Source organism: Hartmannibacter diazotrophicus (assembly GCF_900231165.1).
Taxonomy (GTDB): Bacteria; Pseudomonadota; Alphaproteobacteria; order Rhizobiales; family Pleomorphomonadaceae; genus Hartmannibacter; species Hartmannibacter diazotrophicus.
On the sequence record NZ_LT960614.1, the window covers coordinates 1646640 to 1669145 of the forward strand.

Here is a 22506-nt window from a genome sequence, read left to right on the forward strand (position 1 = left end):
AATGGAAAAGACCGCGGCCCAAGCGGCTGACACATCCGTCTACGTGGTCGTTGCGGCACTCAACGAGGCGCGGTCGATCGCAGGGGTCGTCGGCTCCCTGCGCGAACTCGACCTGCCGCTGACCGTTGTCGTCGTCGACGACGGCTCGTCCGACGGTACCAGTGCGATTGCCCGCGAGGCCGGCGCCGTCGTCTTGCGCCACATCTTCAACATGGGGCAGGGGGCGGGCCTGCAGACGGGCATTCAGTTCGCTGTCTCGCAAGGCGCAGCTTTCATCGTCACCTTCGATGCCGACGGACAGCATGAGGCGGCGGACATCCCGGTCATGCTGGACGTCGCAAGAACGAAGGGCTGCGACGTCGTCCTCGGGTCCCGGTTTCTCGGCAAGGCGATTGGAATGAAGAAGGGCCGGGAACGCCTTCTGAGGATGGCGACGGCGCTGACCAATGCCATGACGGGGCTGGAGCTGACCGACACGCACAACGGCTTCCGGCTGCTGTCGCGTCATGCCGCAGCGTCGATCCGGATTCGCCAGAACGGCATGGCGCACGCTTCCGAAATCCTGCACCAGATCAAGAAGCATGGCCTTTCCTGGAGCGAGGCCCCGGTGACCATCCGCTATTCCGACTACTCGATGGCCAAGGGGCAGTCCAATCTCTCCGGCTTCGGCATTCTGCTCGACATCTTCCTGCGCAGGCTGGTCGGGGGAGATTGAGATGATTTTCCAGGTTCTTTTCACCTTCGTCATGGTCTGCGTCTTCGCCGCGGCGATCTTGCGCGGCGGCAGGACGGGGATCGTCAAGCACGCGATGCTGCTCGTTTGCGCGACCGGGACGCTGTTTGTCTGGTGGCCGTCCCTGACGACGGAACTGGCCAATTTCCTCGGCATTGGCCGCGGCGCGGATCTGCTGCTCTATTGCTTCGTGATGGTCACGCTGCTCGCCAGCTTCTGGCTGCTCGCCCGGCTGAAGCAGACCCAGGAGCGCCTGACGATGATTGTCAGGCATCTCGCGGTCACGTCGCCGGCCTGGCCCGACCAGACGCTGTCCGGAACGGCTGGCGAGGACATCAAGGACAGGGGCGCACGGAACAGCTGACGGGAAGACCGGGGGGGCCAGGCACTCGGCGCGGCCATCGCCGGTCCTGCAGCCTCATGGTGTCCTGTCCGGGTCCATGCCTCGATCGATGCGGCTCTGGCGCAATTGCCTTCGGGAGAATCGCGCCCGTCTTTCCGTTTTGCCGTCTTTTCTGCTATGTGCCGGTTCCGTGGAGACTATCGTCTCCAAACGCCGCACGAAGAAGAGGACGACAATGACCCAAGCGATCAAGCCGCTGATTGCCGGCAACTGGAAAATGAACGGACTGAAGTCCGCGCTTGCCGAGATTGGCGCTGTCGCTAACGGGTATGATGGGGCCTTGAGGCACCGCGTCGACCTTGCCATTTGCCCGCCGGCGACGCTGGTTTTTCCGGCGGCCGCCGCCGCCATCGGCAGCGGCATCATGATCGGCGGTCAGGATTGCCATGCCAACGCCTCGGGCGCACACACGGGCGACATCGCGGCAGAGATGCTGTTCGATGCCGGTGCCGGCTGCGTCATCGTCGGTCACTCCGAGCGCCGCGCCGATCATGGCGAGAGCGACGGGGTCGTGCGCGCCAAGGCGGAGGCCGCGCTGCGTGCCGGCCTTCTCGCTATCGTCTGCGTCGGCGAGACGCTGGAAGAGCGCGACCGGGGCGTGACGCTCGATATCGTCGGCACCCAGCTTGCCGGATCGCTGCCGGACACGTCCACCGCCGCGACGGTCGTCATCGCCTATGAGCCGGTCTGGGCCATTGGCACCGGCCGCACGCCGACGACCGAGGACGTTGCCAAGGTGCACGGCTTCATTCGCGAGACGCTGGAAAAGCGCTTCGGCGGGGAGGGGGCAGTAATGCGCATCCTCTATGGTGGGTCGGTAAAGCCCGGTAACGCGGCCGAACTGCTCGCCGTGCCGCATGTCAACGGCGCCCTCGTCGGCGGTGCGAGCCTCAAGGCCGCAGACTTTCTCGGCATCGTGGCAGGGCTGGGCGGCGCCTGACGGAGCCGCGACGCAGGGCCTGATTCCGGGCCGCCGTCGTTCGGATGCGCATCCAGGAATGACACCCGTGGAGAGGCCCTGAACACGGCAAGGAAAGTAAACGGACGGCGCCCGCCTGACAGGATGATCGGTGGTAATTGCCGGTTTGCGTTGAAACGGCGCGAACAAAGCTTATCTGCGGGGTGGAAAGGCTGGCAGCGATCGTGTACAACGCCGCCGGCTCAGACAAGGTATTCAAACTTCCATGCAGACGGTAATTCTCGTCATTCACCTGATGGTGATCGTCGCGCTCGTTGGCGTGGTCCTGATTCAGCGCTCCGAAGGCGGCGCGCTCGGGATCGGCGGTGGCGGCGGCGGTTTCATGACGTCCCGCGGATCGGCCAACGTGCTGACGCGTGCCACGGCGATTCTCGCCGCGATCTTCTTCGTGACTTCGATCGCGCTGACGGTCCTGCCGCGTCTCACCGGTTCGTCCGGTTCGATCCTCGACAGTGTCGCCCCCGGTTCGTCGTCCACGCTTCCGGACACCTCCGGCTCCGGCAACGGCATTCTCGACCAGCTGAACAAGATGAAGGCGCCGGCTCCTGCCGGTGCGCCTCAGCCGGCCGCCCCGCAGCCAGGCGCGCAGGTGCCCGCCAGCGAGGCTCCGGCCGCGCCAGCGGCGCAGGCTCCGGCGGCCGCGCCCTCGACGGGTGACGTGCCGTCGCTGTCCGACGCTCCGGTGACCGAGCCTCCGGCAACGACCGACACGCCGGCGGCGCAGTAAGAGACAAGGGAGCCGCTGACGCGGCTCCTTTCCTTTTGACGATACGTCCAGTCGGACCGCCGGCAAAATGGCGGTCTCCATCGATCGATCATGATCGCGCGCCTCGAGGCAACCCGCCCCGGGGGCGAATCTCTTTTTGTGGTGTGTGCTGAAAAGGCACTGCCGAATCGTTCTGGCTAGGGATAGGTTCATCGCCCATGGCGCGGTATATCTTCATCACCGGCGGTGTGGTTTCCTCACTCGGCAAGGGTCTTGCAGCGGCGGCTTTGGCGGCGCTGCTGCAGTCACGCGGCTATAAATGCCGCCTGCGCAAGCTCGACCCGTATCTCAACGTCGATCCGGGAACCATGTCGCCGACGCAGCACGGCGAGGTCTTCGTCACCGACGACGGCGCGGAGACCGACCTCGACCTCGGTCACTACGAGCGCTTCTCGGGCCGTCCCGCCAACAAGCAGGACAACATCACCACTGGGCGCATCTATCAGGACATCATCACCCGCGAGCGCCGGGGCGACTATCTCGGCGGCACGGTGCAGGTGATCCCGCACGTCACCGACGCCATCAAGGCCTTCGTTCTCGACGGCAACGAGGACTTCGACTTCGTCCTCTGCGAGATCGGCGGCACGGTCGGCGACATCGAGGCGATGCCCTTCCTGGAGGCGATCCGCCAACTCGGCAACGAATTGCCGCGCCAGCACGCCATCTACATCCACCTGACGCTGATGCCCTATATCCCGAGCGCAGGTGAGCTGAAGACCAAGCCGACGCAGCATTCGGTCAAGGAGCTTCGGTCCATCGGCATCCAGCCGGACATCCTGCTGGTGCGCTGCGACCGCCCGATTCCGCCCGGCGAGCGCCGCAAGCTGTCGCTCTTCTGCAATGTCCGCGAAAGCGCCGTCATTCCGGGCCTCGACGTCAAGTCGATCTACGAGGTGCCGATCGCCTATCACGAGGAAGGCTTCGACGAGGAAGTCCTCGCCGCCTTCGGCCTCACGGGGTCTCCGGCGCCGAACCTCGACAAGTGGCGCGACATTTCCAAGAACATCCGCCATCCGGAAGGCGAGGTGACCATTGCGGTCGTCGGCAAGTACACCGGCCTCAAGGACGCCTACAAGTCTCTGATTGAGGCGCTGGTCCACGGTGGCATCGTCAACCGGGTCAAGGTCAACATCGAGTGGATCGAGAGCGAGATCTTCGAGAAGGAAGACCCGACCCCCTATCTTGAGCACGTCAACGGCATCCTCGTGCCGGGCGGCTTCGGCGAGCGCGGGGCGGAAGGAAAGATCGCAGCCGCCGGCTATGCCCGCCGCCATGACGTACCCTATTTCGGCATCTGCTTCGGCATGCAGATGGCGGTCATCGAGGCCGCGCGCAATCTGGCCGGCGTCGAGAAGGCGAGTTCCAGCGAATTCGGCCCGACCGAGGAGCCGGTGGTCGGTATCATGACCGAGTGGCTGAAGGGCAATCTTCTGGAAAAGCGCATTGCCGGCGGCGACCTTGGCGGCACGCTGCGCCTTGGCGCCTATGACGCTTGCCTTGAAGAAGGCTCCCGCATTGCCTCAATCTACGGCGACACGCGCATTTCCGAGCGCCATCGCCATCGCTACGAGGTCAACATCGACTATCGCGATAGGCTGGAAGCCAAGGGCATGAAGTTCGCCGGTCTTTCGCCCGACGGCGTGCTGCCGGAGACCGTGGAACTTGAGAACCATCCCTGGTTCATCGGCGTCCAGTATCATCCCGAGCTGAAGTCGCGCCCCTTCGAGCCGCATCCGCTGTTTGCGAGCTTCGTCGGCGCGGCCGTGGAGCGCTCGCGTCTCGTGTGACGCGGCGGTCCGCAAGCCTTTTTCTTCTCTGTTCAGGGGAACGTCCATGCGCCAGAAACTCGTTCTCGAAGCCTCCGATTGCGCCCTGATCATGGCTGCCGCCAAGGAAAAGGCGCGCGAGAAGGGCTGGGCCGTGACCATCGCCATCGTCGACGAGGCGGGCATCCCGCTGCATCTGGAGCGTCTTGACGGCGCCATCCCCATGAGCGCCTCCGTCGCCGTGGAAAAGGCCCGTTCCGCCGCCGTGACCCGGCGCACGACCAAGGCCGCCGAGGACATGGTGAAGGATCGGCCGGGCACGGCGGCGCTGCCGCGCATCACCGTCCAGGGCGGACTGCCGATCATCGTCAAGGGCGAGTGCGTCGGCGCGGTCGGCTGCTCGGGCGTCCAGTCGCACGAGGACGAGGAGATCGTCGCGGCCGGCATTGCGGCGCTGGGTCTCTGACCCGGCCGAATTGTTGTATTCCCGGCTCGACAAATCGTCTTTTCACTGTAAAGGATTGGCCTTCCGAAATGCTCGTCGGCGGCAATCCGCCGTCTAGGCGGTGACGCCTTCAAGCAAGGGACAAGGCTGCGCATGGGCAGAGGCATAGACCATCTGGTTCTCCCGGTGCGCGACATCCGCAAGGCGAGGGGCTTCTACCAGCAGCTCGGCTTCACGGTCACCCCGGTAAACTGGCATCCCTTCGGCACGATGAACTCGCTCGTGCAGTTCGACAGCTGCTTTCTGGAGTTGCTGGCGGTTGCCGACGAATCCGCGATTCCCGACGCTGATGACGACGTCTTCTCCTTCGCCGGCTTCAACCGCGATTTTCTGAAGCATCGCGAGGGTTTTTCGATGCTGGTGCTCGAAAGCGCCAGCGCGGAGGAGGATCGCAAGGCCTTTGATGCCGCGGGTCTTCGCACCTATCAGCCCTTCCGCTTCGTGCGCGACGGGCGCATGCCGGACGGCTCGACACGCACGGTCGCCTTTTCGCTGACCTTCGCCTCGACGCCGCAGATCACCGAGGCAGGCTTCTTCACCTGCCAGCAGCATTTCCCGGAGAATTTCTGGAACCGGGACTATCAGAGCCACGACAACGGCGTCGGCGCCATTGCGGGCGTCGTCATGGCCGCCCCGGAGCCGGAAACGCTGAAGACCTTCTTCGAGGGGTTCTCGGGAGAAACGGCTAAGCCGGATCCGGCAGGTGGCATCCGGATCGAGACGGCGCGGGGGGGCATTCAGCTGCTGTCACCGGAGGCCGTCGCCACCGTCTACGGCAAGGCTGTCCTTCCTCCCGATCTTGCCGAGCCACGATTTGTTGCCGCTGCCTTCGCGGCTCCGGACTTGCCGGCAATGCGCGAGCGACTGACGGCCACCAGTATCCCCCACGATCAGGTCGGCTCGACGCTCGTCGTTCCCCCAACCGCCGCCTTCGGCACGGCGCTGCTTTTCACCGCGTCCTGACCTGGCTTCAACGCGCGTCCGTCCTGTGCATCATCCGGCCATCGCCTTTTGCAGCGATCCGAAGAGGCGCGGATCGTCCGACTGGGCGACGTTGAACCGCATGAACCGATTGGCCGATTGCGACAGGCTGAAGGCGTTTCCCGGCGCGAGAATGATCCCGTCGGCAAGGCAGGCCTGCGCCAGCCGGTCGGCCATCTGCCCCTCCGGCAGTTCGCACCACAGGAACATGCCCGCCCTCGGCACGATCGCGGGGCGAAAGCCGAGGGCGCCGAGCCGCTCCGCCGTTTCCTGTCTCGCGCGCGCCAGACGGACGCGCAGGTCCTGGAGATGCTTGCGGTAGCGGCCGTCCGTCAGCACGGCGAGGACCAGTTCGGCCCCGAGGTGACCGCTGCTGAAGCTCGTTGCGATCTTGAGGTCGCAGAGGCTGTCGATCCAGTCCCGGCGCGCGGCGATGAAGCCGCATCGGAAGGAGGCCGAGAGGGTCTTGGAAAAGCTGCCGACCGAGAGGACGCGGTCGAGGCCGTCATAGGCCGCAAGCCGTGGCGCGGGCACGTCCTCGAAGTCGGCGAAGATGTCGTCCTCGATGATCGTCAGGCCGTGTTCTGCCGCCAGCATCAGCAGGCGGTGCGCGACGACCGGCGAAAGCGTCGCTCCGGTCGGGTTGTGGACGCCGGAATTGGTGATGTAGAGGCGCGGCGTCTCGGTCTTCAGCACCTCCTCGAAGCGCGCAAGGTCCGGGCCCGTTTCCAGATAGGGCACGCCGACCATGCGAACCCGGTGGGCGCGCAACAGCGCCTGGAAATTGAAATAGCACGGATCGTCGATGAGAACGGTATCGCCCGGCTCCAACAGGAAACGGCAGAGAAGGTCGACCGCCTGCGTGCCTGACTCCGTCAGGATGAACTGGCCCGGCGAGGCGGTGACGCCATAGTCCCCGAGGCGGCGGGCGAGAAGCTCGCGCAGGCGCGGATTGCCGAGCGGCGTCTCGTAGTTCGTAAGCGCTGCCATATCGCCGCGCGACAGGGTGCGCAGCGCCCGGCGGATGGCCTCGTCCGGCATCCACGACGGCGGCAGCCAGCCGCATCCGGGTTTCAGGATCTCGTCCGCCGCCTCGAGCGATTGCCGCGACACCCAGAGCGGATCGATCTGGCGGTCGAGCCGTGGGCCGATATCCGCGATCGACATCGGAACGGCCGGCGCGGTGACATAGAAGCCCGAGCCCGGCCGCGACCGGATGATCCCCTCGGCGGCGAGCCGCTCATAGGCTTCGACGACTGTCGACGACGACAGCGACATCGATTTCGCCAGCGACCGGATCGAGGGAAGCCGCGAGCCGGGGACCAAGCTCCGCGCTGCGATCCGGCTGCGGATCGCCTCCATCACGGCCTCGATCCGGGTGCCGCCGTCCGTCGGTGTCTCGATGTCCATCGCCATCTGTATTGCCACTAGACCCATAACAGTTTTGTTGAATTGTACTGCTCCGTGCATGGCAATTCCAGTCCGCAAAGGCGATGAATCCGCCCATTCGAAAAGGATGGACCGATGCGCAACACGGACGGATGGCTGAGCGGATTTCTCGGAATGCTGATCTTCAGCGGCTCGATGGCGGCAACGCGGCTGGCTGTGACGGATTTCGATCCCGTCTTCCTGACGGTCGCGCGCGGCGCGATCGCCGGTAGTCTGGCCGCGCTCATCCTGCTTGTCTGCGGCGCGAAGCGGCCCCGCCGGGAGGATTTGATGCTGCTCGGCGCGGTCGCCGTCTGTGTGGTGGCCGGCTTCCCGCTGCTGACGGCCTTCGCGCTTCAGGAGATCACCTCCGCGCATTCGCTCGTCTTCATCGCGCTCCTGCCTCTCTCGACCGCTCTCTTCGCGGTCCTTCGGGGCAACGAGCGGCCGGGCCTTGCCTTCTGGCTATTCGCGCTCACCGGCAGCGGCCTCGTCATCGGCTATGCCGCGCTGCCGGGCCTTGAGGCCTCGCCGCGGGGAGACCTGCTGATGCTTGGCGCCGTCGTCCTCTGCGGCTTCGGCTATGCGCAGGGCGGCGTGCTGGCGCGCCGTCTCGGCGGCTGGCAGGTCATCTGCTGGGCGCTGGTGCTGGCCGCCCCCGCGATGGGCGTCCTTGCGATCCTGACCCGTCCGCCGACCTTTCACGATGTCGGCCTGTCCGCCTGGGCGGGCCTTGCCTATGTGTCGCTCTTCAGCATGCTGATCGGCTTCATCTTCTGGTACAGGGGCCTCGCGCTCGGCGGCATCGCCTCGGTCGGGCAGTTGCAGCTATTGCAGCCGTTTTTCGGCCTGGCGATTGCCGCAAGCCTGATGCGCGAACCCGTCAGCGCGTCGATGCTGCTGGTGACGACCGGTGTCATCGCCTGCGTGGCCGGCGCGCGCAGGTTCGCCGCGCGCCAGCCCGCTTCCCCGGCCCCGACGTCGCCCGTGCTCGTTCAGCCGCGTCCGCGATAGGTCGGCACGCCCTGGTCGGGCAGCCAGATGCCCTCCGGCACCGGGCCGGACTGCCAGAAGACGTCGATCGGAATGCCGCCGCGCGGATACCAGTAGCCGCCGATCCGCAGCCAGTGCGGCTTGAGCAGGTCGTTGAGCGCCTTGCCGATCTCCACCGTGCAGCCCTCGTGGAAGGCGCCGTGGTTGCGGAAGGAAAAGAGGTAGAGCTTCAGGCTCTTGGATTCCACCAGCCACGCGTTCGGCACATAGTCGATGACGAGATGGGCGAAATCCGGCTGGCCGGTAACGGGGCAGAGCGAGGTGAATTCCGGCGCCGTGAAGCGCGCGACATACGTCGTGTCGGGATGCGGATTGGGCACCCGGTCGAGGATGTCGGCCGACGGCTCGGTCGGAATATCGGTGTGTTTGCCGAGCTTGACGCTCGCGGGATCAAGGGTCGTCAACGGTAGCACCTCCAGGTGATGTCTCGACGAGGATTGGGAACGGCGTGGCATCCATCGGCCGGCGACGAATGTCAAGCGGCCGTGCTATCAAATGGCTCTTCGCTCATTTCGATCCGATCACGCCGGAGCCATCCCCATGAAGATCATCCTTGTCGGTGCCTCGGGCACCATCGGAAAGGCCGTCGACGCGGCGCTCAGCCCCCGCCACGAGATCGTTCGCGTCGGCAGCAGCGGCGGCGACTTCAGGGCCGACATCGGCGACCCGGACGCCATCGAGAGCCTGTTCGAGCATGTCGGCGCCTTCGACGCGCTGGTCTGCACCGCCGGCAAGGTCCACTTCGGCCCCTTCGAGGCCTTCACGCCCGAGCAATATGACCTTGGCCTTCAGAACAAGCTGATGGGGCAGGTGGGTCTGGTGATGGCGGGCCTGAAGCGCATCGGCGCCGGCGGCTCCTTCACCCTGACGAGCGGCCTTCTCAACGACGACCCGATCCCGGCGGGCGTCTCGGCCGCGATGGTCAACGGCGCGCTGGAAGGTTTTGTTCGGGCGGCGGCCATCGCCATGCCGCGCGGCATCCGCATCAACCTCGTCAGCCCCACCGTAATCGAGGAATCCCTTCCGGCCTACGGTCCGTTCTTCCCGGGCACCAAGGCCGTCCCCGCCGCCGAGGCCGCCCTCGGCTATGTCAAAAGCGTCGAGGGCGCGCAGACGGGCAGGGTGTATCGCATCGGCTGGTCGCGGGACACGTGAATGAGCTCCAGAAAATGGCCAACTTCATGCAGCATCGGCTCCATTGCATGGCAGAGTTGCGGGCGTCGAAAGCTGGCACCACTCAATCGCAACTATGGCAAGTCTCGGCAGATTGGGCCAAACCAAGACAGGATGCCATGCGGTCCTCCGCTGTCGCTTTGCCATCGAGCTCCTACCATGAACTTGCCGCCAGGACACACTCCAGACTCTCCGTTGCCTCCGGGGAAATCATTCGAGTTTGATCCGGTCCGCAGCTTTACCACACGTGCTTCAAGTGCTGCTGCGTCATCTGTTTTATACTTTGCCAAGTCCGCCTCTAGGGCCACCACGCGCTTCAGAAGTGCAGCGTTTTCATCCTTCAACGCATTTGCCAAAATTACCATCTGCTGGGCACAATCTTTAACGGTAACACACTCCGTTTGGGCTTGAGCGCGTACTTCGCTGAACATGTCCACCATGGAGGCCGCAATAGCAATCGCAAGAGTTGCCCCAATAATGGTCAAAGTTTTACATTGACGATATTGTTCCATTTCCTTGCCTGCTCTCTGTAGTAGATGAAAGCTCTGTTGTATCTTTCTTCGCTTCCGGGGTAGAAACAAGATGTCCTCTTAGCAAAGATGCTGAGGTACTCATATGTCCCCACCAGATTGTCTGCGGGGGTATCGTCCGTGACCTGATCGGGAGCAATTGCTCCTTCCATTAAATCTCTGACCTTCTTGTAGGTCTCGCCAAACGGCTCAGTTACATCCACGACGTATGGATCACGACACCACCACAAGCAGCCAGTATACCATTTTGGTGTCTGGCGGACTTTTACTGGAGGTGTGAGGATGATCTGATTTGTTCCGATTAACCTCCCCAAGCCACCCAAGGCTGTGCCAAGGTCTTCGATTACCAAGCGCCTCCCGGCGCATTCTCCTTCCCAAATTACCTGCTTTACATCAGTCATGATTTGCGTTTCGAGGTCGTTGACCTTCTTGGTAGCATTCTCAAGTATTCGCGTTGCTGCCTCTTCCGTTTTACCGATCATGTCAGAGATCGTTCGGTTCGCGATTTCATCGATCTGCGCCAACCGCTCTTTCGCTTTCTCATTTGCATCGTCTAGAAGCGATGACGCAGCGGCACGAGCATGGTCAATTGACTTGCGAAACTCATCGCCAGCCCTGTTTATTATAGCAGAACCAGCACCAAAGGTGATAATAGCAGCGCCAATTTGCCCGCTGGCACTATTTCCCGATGATATGAATGCGACCGAGCATATCAATATTAGGGCGAGTGAATGGGCTCGTATTACCATCATCTAGCTCCATATCGCTTCAAAATCTAATATCGGGAAACTTGTGTGCAACAGCTTCATCTGCTGTTGCCCGTATTCTCGTCTCTGCATCCGCTCTACCAGCCCGCAGCTTCCCGCCAATCGCAAAGCTCCCCAACCCCGGCAACTCGAAAGTTGCAGCTCCGCAATGACGCCCGAGATTAACGTTGCGACCGAGTGGCCAAGTAATCCACCAGTAGTTCAGGCATGCAGGTTGACCATCGGTGTCTGCGGCAAGGAAGACCTCCCCGGAAAGATTTATTTCCCAGTAGACATCAACATTCTGTCCGGGATGGACCCAAATCGTCTCATACTCCGCTGCCCGCGCTGCAGCAGGTGAAAGCGCTACTGCTGTCAGCAGAAGAAATGTGGACATGTTTAAGTGCATGACCGACAACCCACTTGTCGACTGCAATTTTGAAGAGAGTGTATCAGACTTTTGCATGCAAGTTAAGGATTAATACAGTCCGGGCCAGACGGAAGATAATCGCAACCAAAAAACGACGCGACAACTCGCAATCAGTAGACATAATTGGTCAGCGTCGGAAATTTTCCTGTTTGCAGGTCCTAAGTCGAGCAGCGCGTCAAACCGGCATTGCAGGACATTCAAGCTGCAACGTCCCATGGGAGCAGATCAATATTCATCGATCAACAGCATCAGCATGGATGTCTAGCGCGACTCTTAAGTTTTTATGTATGTTTTAGCCATTAAGATCGATAAACGATCAGAAATATTAGATCATTAAGCGATGTACTCTCAGTACAAATCAGGTTTCGACATACTTAGATAATTCTCTGACCTGCCTTTGGGGCCCTTGGATCAGTTTGTCTCACCGCCATTCTTTTCAGGCTAGCGCACCGCGTTACAACCACCCACGATTTCCCAATCCGCCGCACTAGGCATTGTCACATGGCTCGGCTATGTAGGTGCCCGAATAAGGACGAGGGTCGCAGCACACCTCCGGCTTTGCGGCTTCCGTCGGAACGGGTGGACAAGGAGCCATTGAATGACCGCCATCATCGACGTCGTGGGACGTGAAATTCTCGACAGCCGTGGCAACCCGACCGTCGAGGTCGACGTGATCCTCGAAGACGGCTCGATGGGCCGCGCGGCGGTTCCCTCCGGCGCCTCCACGGGCGCGCATGAGGCGGTGGAGCTGCGCGACGGCGGCGATCGCTATCTCGGCAAGGGCGTGCTCAACGCCGTCGACGCGGTCAACAGCGACCTCTGCGAGGCGATTATCGGCCTCGACGCCGAGGATCAGATCCACATCGACCAGATCATGATCGAGCTCGACGGCACCGAGAACAAGGCGCGCCTCGGCGCCAACGCCATCCTCGGCTGCTCGCTGGCGGTCGCCAAGGCCGCCGCCGAGGCCAGCGGCCTGCCGCTCTACCGTTATGTCGGCGGCGCCAGCTCGCGCATCCTGCCGGTGCCGATGATGAACATCGTCAACGGCGGCGCCCATGCCGACAACCCGATCGACTTCCAGGAATTCATGATCATGCCGGTGGGTGCCGAGAGCATCGCCGAGGCCGTGCGCATGGGCTCGGAAATCTTCCACACCCTCAAGAAGGACCTGAAGGCCGCCGGCAAGAACACCAATGTCGGCGACGAGGGCGGCTTCGCCCCGGATCTTGCCTCGGCAACGCAAGCGCTCGACTTCGTCGTCGCCTCGATCGAGAAGGCCGGCTACAAGCCGGGCGAGGACATCTTCCTCGCGCTCGACTGCGCCGCGACCGAGTTCTTCAAGGACGGCAAGTATGTCTACGAGGGCGAGGGCTTGACCCGCTCGATCGAGGAGCAGGTGGATTACCTCGCCTCGCTGGCCGCCAAATACCCGATCATCTCGATTGAGGACGGCATGTCCGAGGACGACTGGGAGGGCTGGAAGCTGCTCACCGACAAGATCGGTTCGAAGACCCAGCTCGTCGGCGACGACCTGTTCGTTACCAACACCAAGCGCCTGAAGAAGGGCATCTCGTCGGGCACCGCCAATTCGATCCTCGTCAAGGTCAACCAGATCGGCACCCTGTCGGAGACGCTGGAAGCCGTCGAGACGGCGCACAAGGCCGGCTACACGGCGGTCATGTCGCACCGCTCGGGCGAGACCGAGGACAGCACCATCGCGGATCTTGCGGTTGCCACCAACTGCGGTCAGATCAAGACCGGCTCGCTTGCCCGCTCCGACCGGGTGGCCAAGTACAACCAGTTGATGCGCATCGCCGAGGAACTCGGCCCGCAGGCGGTCTACGCCGGCCGCAGCATCCTCAAGGGCTGATTGGCGGCATCAGGCCAGTGACATGAGAAAGAGCGGCGGGGGAAACCTCGCCGCTCTTTTTGTCTTTCCCTACAACGTCATGGTCCGCGCAGGCGGACCATCCACGACAATGATGTCAGGAGGCTATCGTGGATCCTCCGCCTTCGCGGAGGATGACGACTCCAGTGTCATCCAGCGCATAACACCGCCGCTGCGGCCGCCGGCCGGCCGCGTCAGAGCGCGTTATCCAGAAAATACCACTGGTCGAGATGGTCAAGGATGATCGGCTCGATCAGGCCGTTGAGGAAGATGACATCCTCCATGAGCCGCTGGCCGGGATTGTCCGTCGCGGGCAGGTCGATGACATGATCGCCGCGCGCGACAAAACGGCAGCCCTCCGTCCGCTCGGCATGGAAGACGGCGATCCTTGCGCCCGAATGGCGGGCAAGGCGCACGGCGACCGAAAGGTTGCCGCCAAGATGCGGTTCCCGATGGAAGAAGGGCGCCATGACCTCGTAGTCGAAGCCCTCATCGCAGAAGATGATGATGGTCTCGCCGGCCTTGAGATAGCGCAACGCCGGCCGCGCGCCCTTTGCGCCCGGCGGCAAGGTTCTCAGGCCGAACTTCGCTCGAACCGTTTCCGCGATGTGGGTCCGGGCCCGGCTCTTCTGCGGCATGTAGATGTCGTAGGGCGAGATGCCGAGCGACAGGATGGCCGGGGCGAGCACTTCCCAGTTGCCGATGTGGAGCCCGACGAGGACGAGCGGTCCGGCTTTCGCCGCAGCGATGATTGGCTCCATGCTGGCCCGGTCGATCGTAATGCGGCCTTCATCCATCAGCCGGTGAATGACGGAGAACTCCAGCATCAGGCGGCCCTGGTTGTCCCAGTTCCGCATCAGGGTGTCTTCCACCTCGGCCTCGCTCCAGTCCGGCTTCAGGCGTTTGAGGTTGGCGCGAGCCCGAGCCTCGGCTTCCTTGTGGAAACGGGGGGCCATGAAGCGCCCAAGCCAGGCGCCGATGCGCGAGCAGGTTTCGCTCGGCAGCAGCTTCAGGCCGTAATGGACGGCATAGTCGAGGCCGTTATAGAAATTGTCGCGGACATGATAATTGTAGAAGGCGCGGCGCTTGGCGCCATCGCCGAAAAGATCGGCAAGGGGAGGCGGCTGCGGCGCTTCATAGACCCAGGCCTTTCGTCCTTCCAGCTTTGTATCCCGATCCTTGGTGCGCATTAAAAAGCCTCAGCGCGGCGTGATGGTGACGGGAAGGCCGCCGGCAGGACGCAGCGTCAGCCGGCAGACGGGCGAGGCGTGGAAGCCGTCGGCAACGCGCACCTTGAAGCGCTGGGCCAGCGTCGCAAGGCAGAGGATCGATTCCGTCAGGCCGAATTGCAGCCCGGCGCAGATGCGCGGCCCGGCCGCGAAGGGCACGTAGGTGTAGGGCGTGGGCCGCCGGTCGAGGAAGCGTTCCGGCATGAAGCGGTTGGGCTCCTCCCAAAGATCGGGGCTGCGGTGCAGGAGCCACGGCACGACGATCACCAGCGAGGCGGGCTGCACGTCGATGTCGCCCAGCTTGTCGGCCTCGCGCGCCTGCCGGCCAAGGATCGGCACCGGTGGGTAAAGCCTCAGCGTTTCCTCGATGACGGCGCGGCAATAGTCGAGTTGAGGCACGTCCTCCACAGTCGGGGCGCGGTCGCCGCAGACCCTGGCGATTTCCTCCAGCATCTTCTCTTCGGCCCAGGGCGCGGAACTGATCAGATACCAGGCCCAGGTCAGCGTCGCGGCCGTCGTCTCGTGGCCGGCCATGAAGATCGTGGCCGCCTCGTTGCGCATGGCCTCCTTGTCGAGCTTCAGATTCGGATTGCGCCGCGTGCGCCGGACCATGATGTCGATCATCGCGTCCTGGTCGCCCTTGCCGGCAAGGTGCTGGTCGACGACCCGGTCGATGACCTTGTGGATACGCGCGACGGAGGCCTTGAGCTTGGGCGTGCGCCAGATTGGCAAACCATCGTCGAAGCCGACGAAATAACCGATGTTGATGGAATCGATGAGCTTCTGGTAGCCGGAAAAGCCCTCGATCACCTCCTTGGCGCTGTCGGCGCCAAGGTCGTTGCCGAAGGCCGTGCGCGATATGATCTCCGCCGTCAGCGCCGCCATTTCATAGAGCGCGTTGACGGTCGCGCCGGGCTCAAGATGCGACCAGCGCAGCGCCATCTCGGCGGTGACGCTTTCCATGACCTTGCCGAAGACGGGCAGGCGGTTCTTGTGCACGATGTTGGAGACGAGAGGCCGGCGGTGCTGCCAGGTCTCGCCGTCGGAAATGAACAGGCCGTCGCCGAGCAGGAACTCCAGCGCCCGGCGCATCTGCGGCGTCTTGCGCTCGTAGTTCTCGTGGTTCGCCGCCATCACCTGCTTCACGCTTTCCGGCGCGTTCACGACGATGATCTGGCGGCCGAGAATGCTGATCTGGGAATTTTGGCCGGCGTAGTCCGACTGGCGCCAGACCTCGAGGAAATCGCGGCGCGCCTGAAGCAGCAGCTTGAGATGGCCCCGCTCGCCCTCGAAGGGCCGTGGATGGGCGGCAACGAGATAGTCCTCGCCGATCTCTTCCAAGGTCTGCGGCGATGGTCCGGCGATCTTTGCAAGCAATGACAACGAAACGGCTTCCCGGCGGCCTGAGAGCGGCATCACGCGATCACTGCAAGAAGACAGGTTGCAGGAGGAGGCCGCTCGAATCCCATGACGATGGAGCGGCTCGGTTGTCCCAAAAAACAACGACCCGCGCAACGTCGGAAAACAACGTGCACGCCGCGCTGGCATCGGGCGTTGCGGCGTCGGGCGTTTGGGCTCAGGCGGATGCGGTCGGGCGCTCGACGCAGAAGAGCAGGCCGTGGATTTCCTCGCCGAGTTCATAGCGGAGCCTCGGATACTCGATCGTGACGACGTCGAGACCGGCGGCTTGCGCGCTGTCGCGGATATGGCTTTCGCGGTGGCTGAACCGTCCCGACAGCAGCATCCGGTGAGGATCGTCTCCCTCATCCCGCAGATGCTCGACGGTTGCGACAAGCCGGGCCCCCGGCTTCAGCGCATGCGCGGCGGCGGTCATGAAGTCGTCGAGGGGGCCGAAATAGCACAGCGTGTCGGCGCAGGTCGCAAGATCGAGAGAACCGGCGGGAAGGGACAGGAGATGGGCCACAAGCTCGCCCTCCTGCAGTGAATCGTAAAGGTCCCGTCCGCTCGCCATGCGCAGCATGCCCGCGGAGAGGTCGACGCCCGAAAGCCGCTCGGCGAGGGGCCGCAGTTCGATGCCGCAAAGGCCGGTGCCGCAACCAAGGTCGAGCACGTTGGCGAACTTCGTGTCATCCGGATGCAGCCTGCGGACAAGATCCACGATCAACTGCGGCGCCTGGTAGTCGATCCGCGCCAGCACCTCGTCGAAGCTTTCCGAGAAGTCGTCGAAATGTTCGCGGATATAGGCGTCGGTGGCCCTGGGCAACGTCCGCCCTTCGAGGACGGCGAGAAGAAACTGCCCAGCCTCATCCTCGGGATGCTGCGAGAGGTGATAGCCGAGAACCTTGGATGCAAGCTCGGGCCGGCCGAGTTTCGGCAGCATGGTGATATGCCACATCGGCGAGGGATTGCGTTGATATCCGCCGACGCGAAGACAGGTCTCAAGACAGTCTGCCGCCTTGTCGTGTTCGCCGAGGCACATGTGGCAGACGGCGAGATTGTGCAGCACGGTGACCGACTTCGGGAACGACTGACGGGCGGCGGTCAGCACGCTGATGGCGTCTTCGATACGTCCGCAATTGCGCAGGCAGGCGCCGGAGTTCGCCCAGGCCTCTTCATTCGCCGGGTCAAGTTCGTTGGCCCGGGTATAGGCCTTGAAGGCCTCGTCGAACCGTCTCTTCGACATGAGAACGTTGCCGAAATTGACCAGGGCATAGGGGTTGTCGGGATTGATGCGAAGGGCCTCTTCGAGCACTTCAAGCGCATCGTCCATCCTGCCGTGCTGGGCCAGCAGAAGCCCGACGAGGCTCATTGCATCCGGATGGTTCGGATCCTCCGAGAGGACGGCCTTGTAGCATGCGATCGCCGTGGCGAAGTCGTGCTTCTGATGAGCGCGCATGCCGTCCTGCAGACGTTCGTCGATGGACATTGTCCCGTCCCTCCGTGCTCTTCGGTCGGCAGGACAAGGATTTGCGGATCCCCCCGAATGCCGCCGCCGGTTCGCTACACATTCGGTCGAAACACCGCGCGAAGTCCACCGGCCTGCCAAGGAAAATTGGGCCTGGGCGGCAATTCGGTCCGGCGGACTGTCTTGGCTGGCGCGTGTGATGCGTGGCAAGGAAGACCGGCCAGTACCGGGGCAGGGCGCGCCGATCGCCCGATTTTCCGGGGAAGACCCGCCGCCGCCAGCAGGCACGACAACATTGCGTGGTCACTTTCTCAAAAGCTAACCGCCTGTTTACCGTGATCGTGCACGATTCGCCCATTCTGTCGGATGGTTCGCCTTGCGGCGGATAACCCGGTCAAACCGCATGTTTCAGGCTTTTGCTGTATCATGAGTTCCATGGCGACCCGCCAGTATCGGCCTTCTCCCTTCCGCCGCCTGGCTCTTCCGGCGGTGGCGGCGGTCTTTCTGGGGTATTTCACCTATCACGCCTTTCATGGCGAATATGGCATCGCAGGCCGGGCCCAGACCGAGAGCCGGGCAACGCAGCTGCGCGCCGAACTCGATCGCCTGAAGCGCGAGCGCACCGAAATGGAAAAGCGCGTCAGCATGCTGAGCGGCAAGACGCTCGACCAGGACCTACTCGATCTGCATGCGCGCGACGCCCTGAATTTCGTCGATCCGAACGACCTGGTGATCCTTCGTCCCAAGGCGAAATGAGGCTGGGTCGAAACTGGAAGCGAGTTAATTCAAATATTTAAACTGAAATTCAGTTAAAATACCAAAGTCGTTGTTTTTTCAGAGAGTTGCGACTTTTGCATGGGCGCTATGCTCTCCATTTTATGGCTTGGATTGATCAGACGAGTGGGCTAACGTCCCCTCCAGTTCTTACGCGGACGACAAGTCGGCGAATAAAGAAGGGGAGGGCCAAATGGCCGTACGTGCAACCGCCCAGAAGCGAGGACGTTCCCGTACCTCTGCTGCGGCAGCCACCAGCACCACCACTAAGAACGCAGCACCCGAACTCGCCAAGCTTTCCAAGGAAGAAGAGCTCAAGGCCTATCACGACATGCTCCTCATCCGCAGGTTTGAGGAGAAGGCCGGCCAGCTCTACGGCATGGGCCTGATCGGCGGCTTCTGTCATCTCTACATCGGCCAGGAAGCGGTTGTCGTCGGCATGCAGATGTGCGTCGTCGAAGGCGTGGACCAGGTCGTCACCAGCTACCGCGATCACGGCCACATGCTGGCCACCGGCATGGACCCGAAGGGCGTCATGGCCGAGCTGACCGGCCGCCAGGGAGGCTACTCCAAGGGCAAGGGCGGCTCGATGCACATGTTCAGCCGCGAGAAGCAGTTCTTCGGCGGCCACGGCATCGTCGGCGCCCAGGTGCCGATCGCGACGGGCCTTGCCTTCGCCAACAAATACCGCGGCTCGGATACGGTCTCGATGGCCTATTTCGGCGATGGCGCCGCGAACCAGGGCCAGATCTACGAGAGCTTCAATATGGCCGAGCTGTGGAAACTGCCGGTCATTTTTATTTGCGAGAACAACAAATACGCCATGGGCACGTCGGTGAACCGCGCCTCCGCGCAGACCGACTTCTCCAAGCGCGGCATTTCCTTCTCCATTCCCGGCGAGCAGGTCGACGGCATGGATGTGCGGGCGGTCAAGGCCGCCGGCGAGCGCGCCGTCAAATGGTGCCGCGAGGGCAACGGGCCCTATATCCTTGAAATGCAGACCTACCGCTATCGCGGTCACTCGATGTCCGACCCGGCGAAATACCGCTCCAAGGACGAGGTGCAGAAGATGCGCACCGAGCATGATCCGATCGAGCAGGTTCGCCTGCGGCTCATCGAGAACGGATGGGCTGGCGAGGACGAGTTGAAGTCCATCGACAAGAACGTGCGCGCGGTTGTCGCCGATGCAGCCGACTTCGCAAGCGTCGATCCGGAGCCCGATCCCACGGAACTCTGGACGGATATTCTGAGATAATCGGGGAGGATACGTCGATGCCGACCGAAATTCTGATGCCGGCGCTCTCTCCGACGATGGAAGAGGGCAAGCTTGCGAAATGGGTGAAGAAACCGGGCGACAGTGTCTCCTCCGGTGACGTGATCGCCGAAATCGAGACCGACAAGGCGACGATGGAAGTCGAAGCCGTTGACGAGGGCGTCATCGGCAAGATCCTCATCGACGAGGGCACCGAGGGCGTCAAGGTCAACACGCCGATCGCCATCCTGCTCGGCGAGGGCGAGGACGAGAGCGCGCTGAACGGCGCTGCCGCTCCGAAGGCCGTCACCGAGCCTGCGCCTGAAAATCCGCCGGAGCCGAAGCGCGAGACGCCGGCTGCCCCGCCGTCGATGGAGGCAAAGCCCTCCCAGGTTCCCGCCCAGCCGAAAACCGAAGTCGCCGACAATCCGGAAATCCCGGCCGGCACGACCTTCGCGCCGATGACCGTCCGCGAAGCGCTGCGCGACGCCATGGCCGAGGAAATGCGCCGCGACGAAGACGTCTTCATCATGGGTGAGGAAGTCGCCGAATATCAGGGCGCCTACAAGATCACGCAGGGCTTGCTGCAGGAGTTCGGCGCCCGCCGCGTGGTGGACACCCCGATCACCGAGCATGGCTTTGCCGGCCTCGGCGTCGGCGCGGCCTTCGCCGGCCTCAAGCCGATCGTCGAGTTCATGACCTTCAACTTCGCCATGCAGGCGATGGACCAGATCGTCAACTCGGCGGCCAAGACGCTGTATATGTCCGGCGGCCAGATGGGCTGCCCGATCGTCTTCCGTGGTCCCAACGGCGCCGCGGCCCGCGTCGCCGCCCAGCACAGCCAGTGCTACGCCTCGTGGTATAGCCACGTGCCGGGCCTCAAGGTCGTGATGCCCTACACCGCGGCCGACTACAAGGGCCTGCTGAAAGCCGCGATCCGCGACCCGAACCCGGTCATCTTCCTGGAAAACGAAATTCTCTACGGCCACACCTTCGACGTGCCGCAGATCGACGATTTCGTGCTGCCGATCGGCAAGGCGCGCATCCACAAGAAGGGCAAGGACGTCACGCTGGTCTCCTACGGCATCGGCATGACCTACGCCATCAAGGCGGCGGAAGAGCTGAGCGAGATGGGCATCGACGCCGAGATCATCGACCTTCGCACCATCCGCCCGATGGACAGCGCCACGATCGTGGAATCGGTCAAGAAGACCGGCCGCTGCGTCACGGTGGAAGAGGGCTGGCCGCAGTCCGGCGTCGGCGCCGAGATCGTCGCCCGCCTGATGGTCGATGCTTTCGACTATCTCGATGCGCCGGTGCTGCGGATCACGGGCAAGGACGTTCCGATGCCCTATGCCGCCAACCTCGAAAAGCTCGCCCTGCCGAATGTCGGCGAGGTCATCGAAGCGGTCAAAGCCGTCACCTACACGGCCTGACGGGGGAGGATAACATGCCGATCAATATTCTGATGCCGGCCCTCTCGCCGACCATGGAGAAGGGCAACCTTGCCAAGTGGCTCGTCAAGGAAGGCGACACCATCTCCGCCGGTGACGTGATTGCCGAGATCGAGACCGACAAGGCGACGATGGAGGTCGAGGCCGTCGACGAGGGCACGATCGCCAAGATCGTGATCCCCGAGGGCACCTCCGACGTTCCGGTCAACGACCTGATCGCGATCCTGGCCGAGGAAGGCGAGGACGTCAGCGCTGCCGCAAGCGGCGGCGGCGCGGCCCCGGCTCCCAAGGCCGAGGCAGCGCCTGCGCCAGCGGCTGCCCCCGAACCGGCCAAGGCCGAGCCCGCACCGGCGCCCGCTCCGGTGGCTGCCGGTCCGGCACCGTCGGCCAACGGCGAGGCCCGCATCTTCGCCTCGCCGCTCGCCCGCCGCGTTGCCAAGGAAAAGGGCCTCGACCTTGCCGCCATCGCCGGCTCCGGCCCGCATGGCCGCATCGTTCTGAAGGATGTCGAAAGCGCCAAGCCGGGTGCCAAGCCCGCCGCCGCGCCTGCTGCGGCACCTGCGCCCGCAGCGACGGCTGCCCCGGAGGCTTCCAAGGTTTCGGCTCCGCCATCCGACGACGCGATCCTGAAGCTCTTCGCCGAGGGCTCCTACGATCTCGTGCCGCACGACAGCATGCGCAAGGTGATCGCCAAGCGCATGACCGAGGCCCGCCAGCAGGTGCCGGCCTTCTACATCACGGTCGACTGCATGATCGACGACCTGCTCGCCTTGCGCGCGCAGCTCAACAAGGACGCGCCGGAAGTGGGTGGCAAGCCCGCCTACAAGCTCTCGGTCAACGACATGGTGATCAAGGCGATGGCGATGGCCTACAAGGCCATTCCCGATGCCAACGTCTCCTGGACCGAAAGCGCCATGATCAAGCACCGCAACGTCGACATCGGCGTCGCCACCGTGCTGCCGGATCGCGGCCTCATCACGCCAATCCTGCGCCGGACCGAGGAAAAGACACTGTCGGTCATCTCCAACGAGATGAAGGATCTGGCCAAGCGGGCGCGCGAGCGCAAGCTGAAGCCCGAAGAGTATCAGGGCGGCACGACGGCGATCTCCAACCTCGGCATGTTCGGGGTGAAGGACTTCACCGCCGTGATCAACCCGCCACACGCCTCGATCCTGGCGGTCGGCGCCGGCGAGCAGCGCCCGGTCGTCAAGAACGGCGAGCTTGCCGTCGCGACGGTCATGAGCATCACGCTCACCTCCGACCACCGCTGCCTCGACGGCGCTCTCTCGGCCGAACTCATCGGATTGATCAAGGGCTATATCGAAAAGCCGATGTCGATGCTGGTGTGAAAATCACTGTAGGGGAGCATGGCGGAGTTTCCGCCATACTCCACCTCGTTCGCTTTGCCGATGAAATGAAATCCGGGTGAGGCGGATTTCTGTACTGGCTCCGGCATCTCCTCCAGTTTGACGCTTCCATCGTCGTCATCCCCGCGAAAGCGGGGACCCAGCGATCGGCAAGGGAAGGCGCAGATGGAGACGTTGGCA

General features: G+C 63.3%; 21 protein-coding genes. 14 read left to right on the forward strand and 7 right to left on the reverse strand.

What is annotated here, in order from left to right; genetic code table 11:
* Position 1: 1 nt before the first annotated feature.
* The 7 genes from HDIA_RS07635 (at position 2) to HDIA_RS07665 (ending at position 6115) form a co-directional block, all read left to right on the forward strand.
* Positions 2-715 (forward strand): glycosyltransferase family 2 protein, encoded by a 714-nt coding sequence (locus HDIA_RS07635; protein WP_099555629.1) that lies wholly within the window; start codon positions 2-4, stop codon positions 713-715.
* Between the two features lies 1 nt (position 716).
* Positions 717-1097 carry a DUF2304 domain-containing protein gene (locus HDIA_RS07640; RefSeq protein ID WP_099555630.1) on the forward strand — a complete coding sequence of 127 codons (381 nt, stop codon included), beginning with the start codon at positions 717-719 and terminating at the stop codon, positions 1095-1097.
* 214 nt (positions 1098-1311) lie between these two features.
* Entirely contained in the window at positions 1312-2076 is a 765-nt protein-coding gene (tpiA, locus tag HDIA_RS07645) for a triose-phosphate isomerase (RefSeq protein ID WP_099555631.1), read from the forward strand.
* Positions 2077-2320: 244 nt separating this feature from the next.
* Positions 2321-2842, forward strand: a complete 522-nt coding sequence (gene secG / locus HDIA_RS07650; RefSeq protein WP_099555632.1) for a preprotein translocase subunit SecG — start codon at positions 2321-2323, stop codon at positions 2840-2842.
* A 197-nt stretch (positions 2843-3039) separates the two neighbouring features.
* Positions 3040-4668: a CTP synthase gene (locus HDIA_RS07655; RefSeq protein ID WP_099555633.1), complete on the forward strand. Its 1629-nt coding sequence runs from the start codon at positions 3040-3042 to the stop codon at positions 4666-4668.
* 46 nt (positions 4669-4714) lie between these two features.
* The gene (locus tag HDIA_RS07660; protein ID WP_099555634.1) at positions 4715-5113 is read left to right on the forward strand and encodes a GlcG/HbpS family heme-binding protein; all 399 of its coding nucleotides are present in this window, start codon (positions 4715-4717) and stop codon (positions 5111-5113) included.
* Between the two features lie 132 nt (positions 5114-5245).
* Positions 5246-6115, forward strand: coding sequence for a VOC family protein (locus tag HDIA_RS07665; protein ID WP_099555635.1), 870 nt, complete (start codon positions 5246-5248; stop codon positions 6113-6115).
* A gap of 30 nt (positions 6116-6145) precedes the next feature.
* On the opposite strand, the gene HDIA_RS07670 is transcribed toward HDIA_RS07665, so the two are convergent.
* Positions 6146-7549, reverse strand: coding sequence for an aminotransferase-like domain-containing protein (locus HDIA_RS07670; protein WP_245884195.1), 1404 nt, complete (start codon positions 7547-7549; stop codon positions 6146-6148).
* A 108-nt stretch (positions 7550-7657) separates the two neighbouring features.
* Between HDIA_RS07670 and HDIA_RS07675 the strand changes: the two genes are divergently transcribed.
* Positions 7658-8575, forward strand: coding sequence for a DMT family transporter (locus tag HDIA_RS07675; protein WP_099555636.1), 918 nt, complete (start codon positions 7658-7660; stop codon positions 8573-8575).
* Here HDIA_RS07675 and queF read toward each other — a convergent pair.
* On the reverse strand, positions 8557-9069 hold the full coding sequence (gene queF, locus HDIA_RS07680; RefSeq protein WP_099558764.1) for a preQ(1) synthase: 513 nt from the start codon (positions 9067-9069) through the stop codon (positions 8557-8559). The two genes, HDIA_RS07675 and queF, sit on opposite strands and share 19 nt — an antisense overlap.
* Before the next feature lie 85 nt (positions 9070-9154).
* On the opposite strand from queF, the gene HDIA_RS07685 reads away from it, so the two are divergent.
* Positions 9155-9769: a short chain dehydrogenase gene (locus HDIA_RS07685; protein WP_099555637.1), complete on the forward strand. Its 615-nt coding sequence runs from the start codon at positions 9155-9157 to the stop codon at positions 9767-9769.
* A 92-nt stretch (positions 9770-9861) separates the two neighbouring features.
* On the opposite strand, the gene HDIA_RS25245 is transcribed toward HDIA_RS07685, so the two are convergent.
* Both HDIA_RS25245 and HDIA_RS07690 read right to left on the reverse strand, forming a co-directional pair.
* A complete protein-coding gene (locus HDIA_RS25245; RefSeq protein WP_157775419.1) occupies positions 9862-10299 on the reverse strand; it encodes a hypothetical protein in 438 nt (145 codons plus the stop codon).
* The gene (locus HDIA_RS07690; protein WP_162292619.1) at positions 10269-11069 is read right to left on the reverse strand and encodes an ATP synthase subunit B family protein; all 801 of its coding nucleotides are present in this window, start codon (positions 11067-11069) and stop codon (positions 10269-10271) included. Before HDIA_RS07690 ends, HDIA_RS25245 begins: the two co-directional genes overlap by 31 nt.
* Before the next feature lie 1022 nt (positions 11070-12091).
* Here HDIA_RS07690 and eno point away from each other — a divergent pair.
* On the forward strand, positions 12092-13366 hold the full coding sequence (gene eno / locus HDIA_RS07695; protein ID WP_099555639.1) for a phosphopyruvate hydratase: 1275 nt from the start codon (positions 12092-12094) through the stop codon (positions 13364-13366).
* Positions 13367-13578: 212 nt separating this feature from the next.
* On the opposite strand, the gene HDIA_RS07700 is transcribed toward eno, so the two are convergent.
* The 3 genes from HDIA_RS07700 to HDIA_RS07710 all read right to left on the reverse strand — a co-directional run bounded on the left by HDIA_RS07700 (position 13579) and on the right by HDIA_RS07710 (position 17500).
* Positions 13579-14574: a lysophospholipid acyltransferase family protein gene (locus HDIA_RS07700; protein ID WP_099555640.1), complete on the reverse strand. Its 996-nt coding sequence runs from the start codon at positions 14572-14574 to the stop codon at positions 13579-13581.
* Positions 14575-14583: 9 nt separating this feature from the next.
* Positions 14584-15996 (reverse strand): cytochrome P450, encoded by a 1413-nt coding sequence (locus HDIA_RS07705; protein WP_245884196.1) that lies wholly within the window; start codon positions 15994-15996, stop codon positions 14584-14586.
* A 193-nt stretch (positions 15997-16189) separates the two neighbouring features.
* The gene (locus tag HDIA_RS07710) at positions 16190-17500 is read right to left on the reverse strand and encodes a tetratricopeptide repeat protein (RefSeq protein WP_099555642.1); all 1311 of its coding nucleotides are present in this window, start codon (positions 17498-17500) and stop codon (positions 16190-16192) included.
* 405 nt (positions 17501-17905) lie between these two features.
* Here HDIA_RS07710 and HDIA_RS07715 point away from each other — a divergent pair, with 405 nt between their 5' ends.
* The 4 genes from HDIA_RS07715 to HDIA_RS07730 all read left to right on the forward strand — a co-directional run bounded on the left by HDIA_RS07715 (position 17906) and on the right by HDIA_RS07730 (position 22308).
* Positions 17906-18235: an FtsB family cell division protein gene (locus HDIA_RS07715; RefSeq protein ID WP_157775423.1), complete on the forward strand. Its 330-nt coding sequence runs from the start codon at positions 17906-17908 to the stop codon at positions 18233-18235.
* A 211-nt stretch (positions 18236-18446) separates the two neighbouring features.
* Complete coding sequence (gene pdhA, locus HDIA_RS07720) at positions 18447-19508, forward strand: pyruvate dehydrogenase (acetyl-transferring) E1 component subunit alpha (protein WP_099555644.1); 1062 nt, start codon at positions 18447-18449, stop codon at positions 19506-19508.
* Between the two features lie 17 nt (positions 19509-19525).
* Positions 19526-20941: a pyruvate dehydrogenase complex E1 component subunit beta gene (locus HDIA_RS07725; protein ID WP_099555645.1), complete on the forward strand. Its 1416-nt coding sequence runs from the start codon at positions 19526-19528 to the stop codon at positions 20939-20941.
* A gap of 14 nt (positions 20942-20955) precedes the next feature.
* Positions 20956-22308 carry a pyruvate dehydrogenase complex dihydrolipoamide acetyltransferase gene (locus HDIA_RS07730; RefSeq protein ID WP_099555646.1) on the forward strand — a complete coding sequence of 451 codons (1353 nt, stop codon included), beginning with the start codon at positions 20956-20958 and terminating at the stop codon, positions 22306-22308.
* Positions 22309-22506: the final 198 nt, after the last annotated feature.

What these genes read in the sequence shown, in the direction of transcription:
- HDIA_RS07725 (WP_099555645.1), top strand. Translation starts at nt 19,526, where the DNA reads ATGCCGACCGAAATTCTGATGCCGGCGCTCTCTCCGACGATGGAAGAG.
- queF (WP_099558764.1), bottom strand. Translation starts at nt 9,069, where the DNA reads ATGCCACGCCGTTCCCAATCCTCGTCGAGACATCACCTGGAGGTGCTA.
- tpiA (WP_099555631.1), top strand. Translation starts at nt 1,312, where the DNA reads ATGACCCAAGCGATCAAGCCGCTGATTGCCGGCAACTGGAAAATGAAC.
- HDIA_RS07675 (WP_099555636.1), top strand. Translation starts at nt 7,658, where the DNA reads ATGCGCAACACGGACGGATGGCTGAGCGGATTTCTCGGAATGCTGATC.
- HDIA_RS07660 (WP_099555634.1), top strand. Translation starts at nt 4,715, where the DNA reads ATGCGCCAGAAACTCGTTCTCGAAGCCTCCGATTGCGCCCTGATCATG.
- HDIA_RS07665 (WP_099555635.1), top strand. Translation starts at nt 5,246, where the DNA reads ATGGGCAGAGGCATAGACCATCTGGTTCTCCCGGTGCGCGACATCCGC.
- secG (WP_099555632.1), top strand. Translation starts at nt 2,321, where the DNA reads ATGCAGACGGTAATTCTCGTCATTCACCTGATGGTGATCGTCGCGCTC.
- HDIA_RS07710 (WP_099555642.1), bottom strand. Translation starts at nt 17,500, where the DNA reads ATGTCCATCGACGAACGTCTGCAGGACGGCATGCGCGCTCATCAGAAG.
- HDIA_RS07670 (WP_245884195.1), bottom strand. Translation starts at nt 7,549, where the DNA reads ATGGCGATGGACATCGAGACACCGACGGACGGCGGCACCCGGATCGAG.
- HDIA_RS07640 (WP_099555630.1), top strand. Translation starts at nt 717, where the DNA reads ATGATTTTCCAGGTTCTTTTCACCTTCGTCATGGTCTGCGTCTTCGCC.
- pdhA (WP_099555644.1), top strand. Translation starts at nt 18,447, where the DNA reads ATGGCCGTACGTGCAACCGCCCAGAAGCGAGGACGTTCCCGTACCTCT.
- HDIA_RS07635 (WP_099555629.1), top strand. Translation starts at nt 2, where the DNA reads ATGGAAAAGACCGCGGCCCAAGCGGCTGACACATCCGTCTACGTGGTC.
- HDIA_RS07730 (WP_099555646.1), top strand. Translation starts at nt 20,956, where the DNA reads ATGCCGATCAATATTCTGATGCCGGCCCTCTCGCCGACCATGGAGAAG.
- HDIA_RS07655 (WP_099555633.1), top strand. Translation starts at nt 3,040, where the DNA reads ATGGCGCGGTATATCTTCATCACCGGCGGTGTGGTTTCCTCACTCGGC.
- HDIA_RS07685 (WP_099555637.1), top strand. Translation starts at nt 9,155, where the DNA reads ATGAAGATCATCCTTGTCGGTGCCTCGGGCACCATCGGAAAGGCCGTC.
- eno (WP_099555639.1), top strand. Translation starts at nt 12,092, where the DNA reads ATGACCGCCATCATCGACGTCGTGGGACGTGAAATTCTCGACAGCCGT.
- HDIA_RS07715 (WP_157775423.1), top strand. Translation starts at nt 17,906, where the DNA reads ATGAGTTCCATGGCGACCCGCCAGTATCGGCCTTCTCCCTTCCGCCGC.
- HDIA_RS07700 (WP_099555640.1), bottom strand. Translation starts at nt 14,574, where the DNA reads ATGCGCACCAAGGATCGGGATACAAAGCTGGAAGGACGAAAGGCCTGG.
- HDIA_RS07690 (WP_162292619.1), bottom strand. Translation starts at nt 11,069, where the DNA reads ATGATGGTAATACGAGCCCATTCACTCGCCCTAATATTGATATGCTCG.
- HDIA_RS25245 (WP_157775419.1), bottom strand. Translation starts at nt 10,299, where the DNA reads ATGGAACAATATCGTCAATGTAAAACTTTGACCATTATTGGGGCAACT.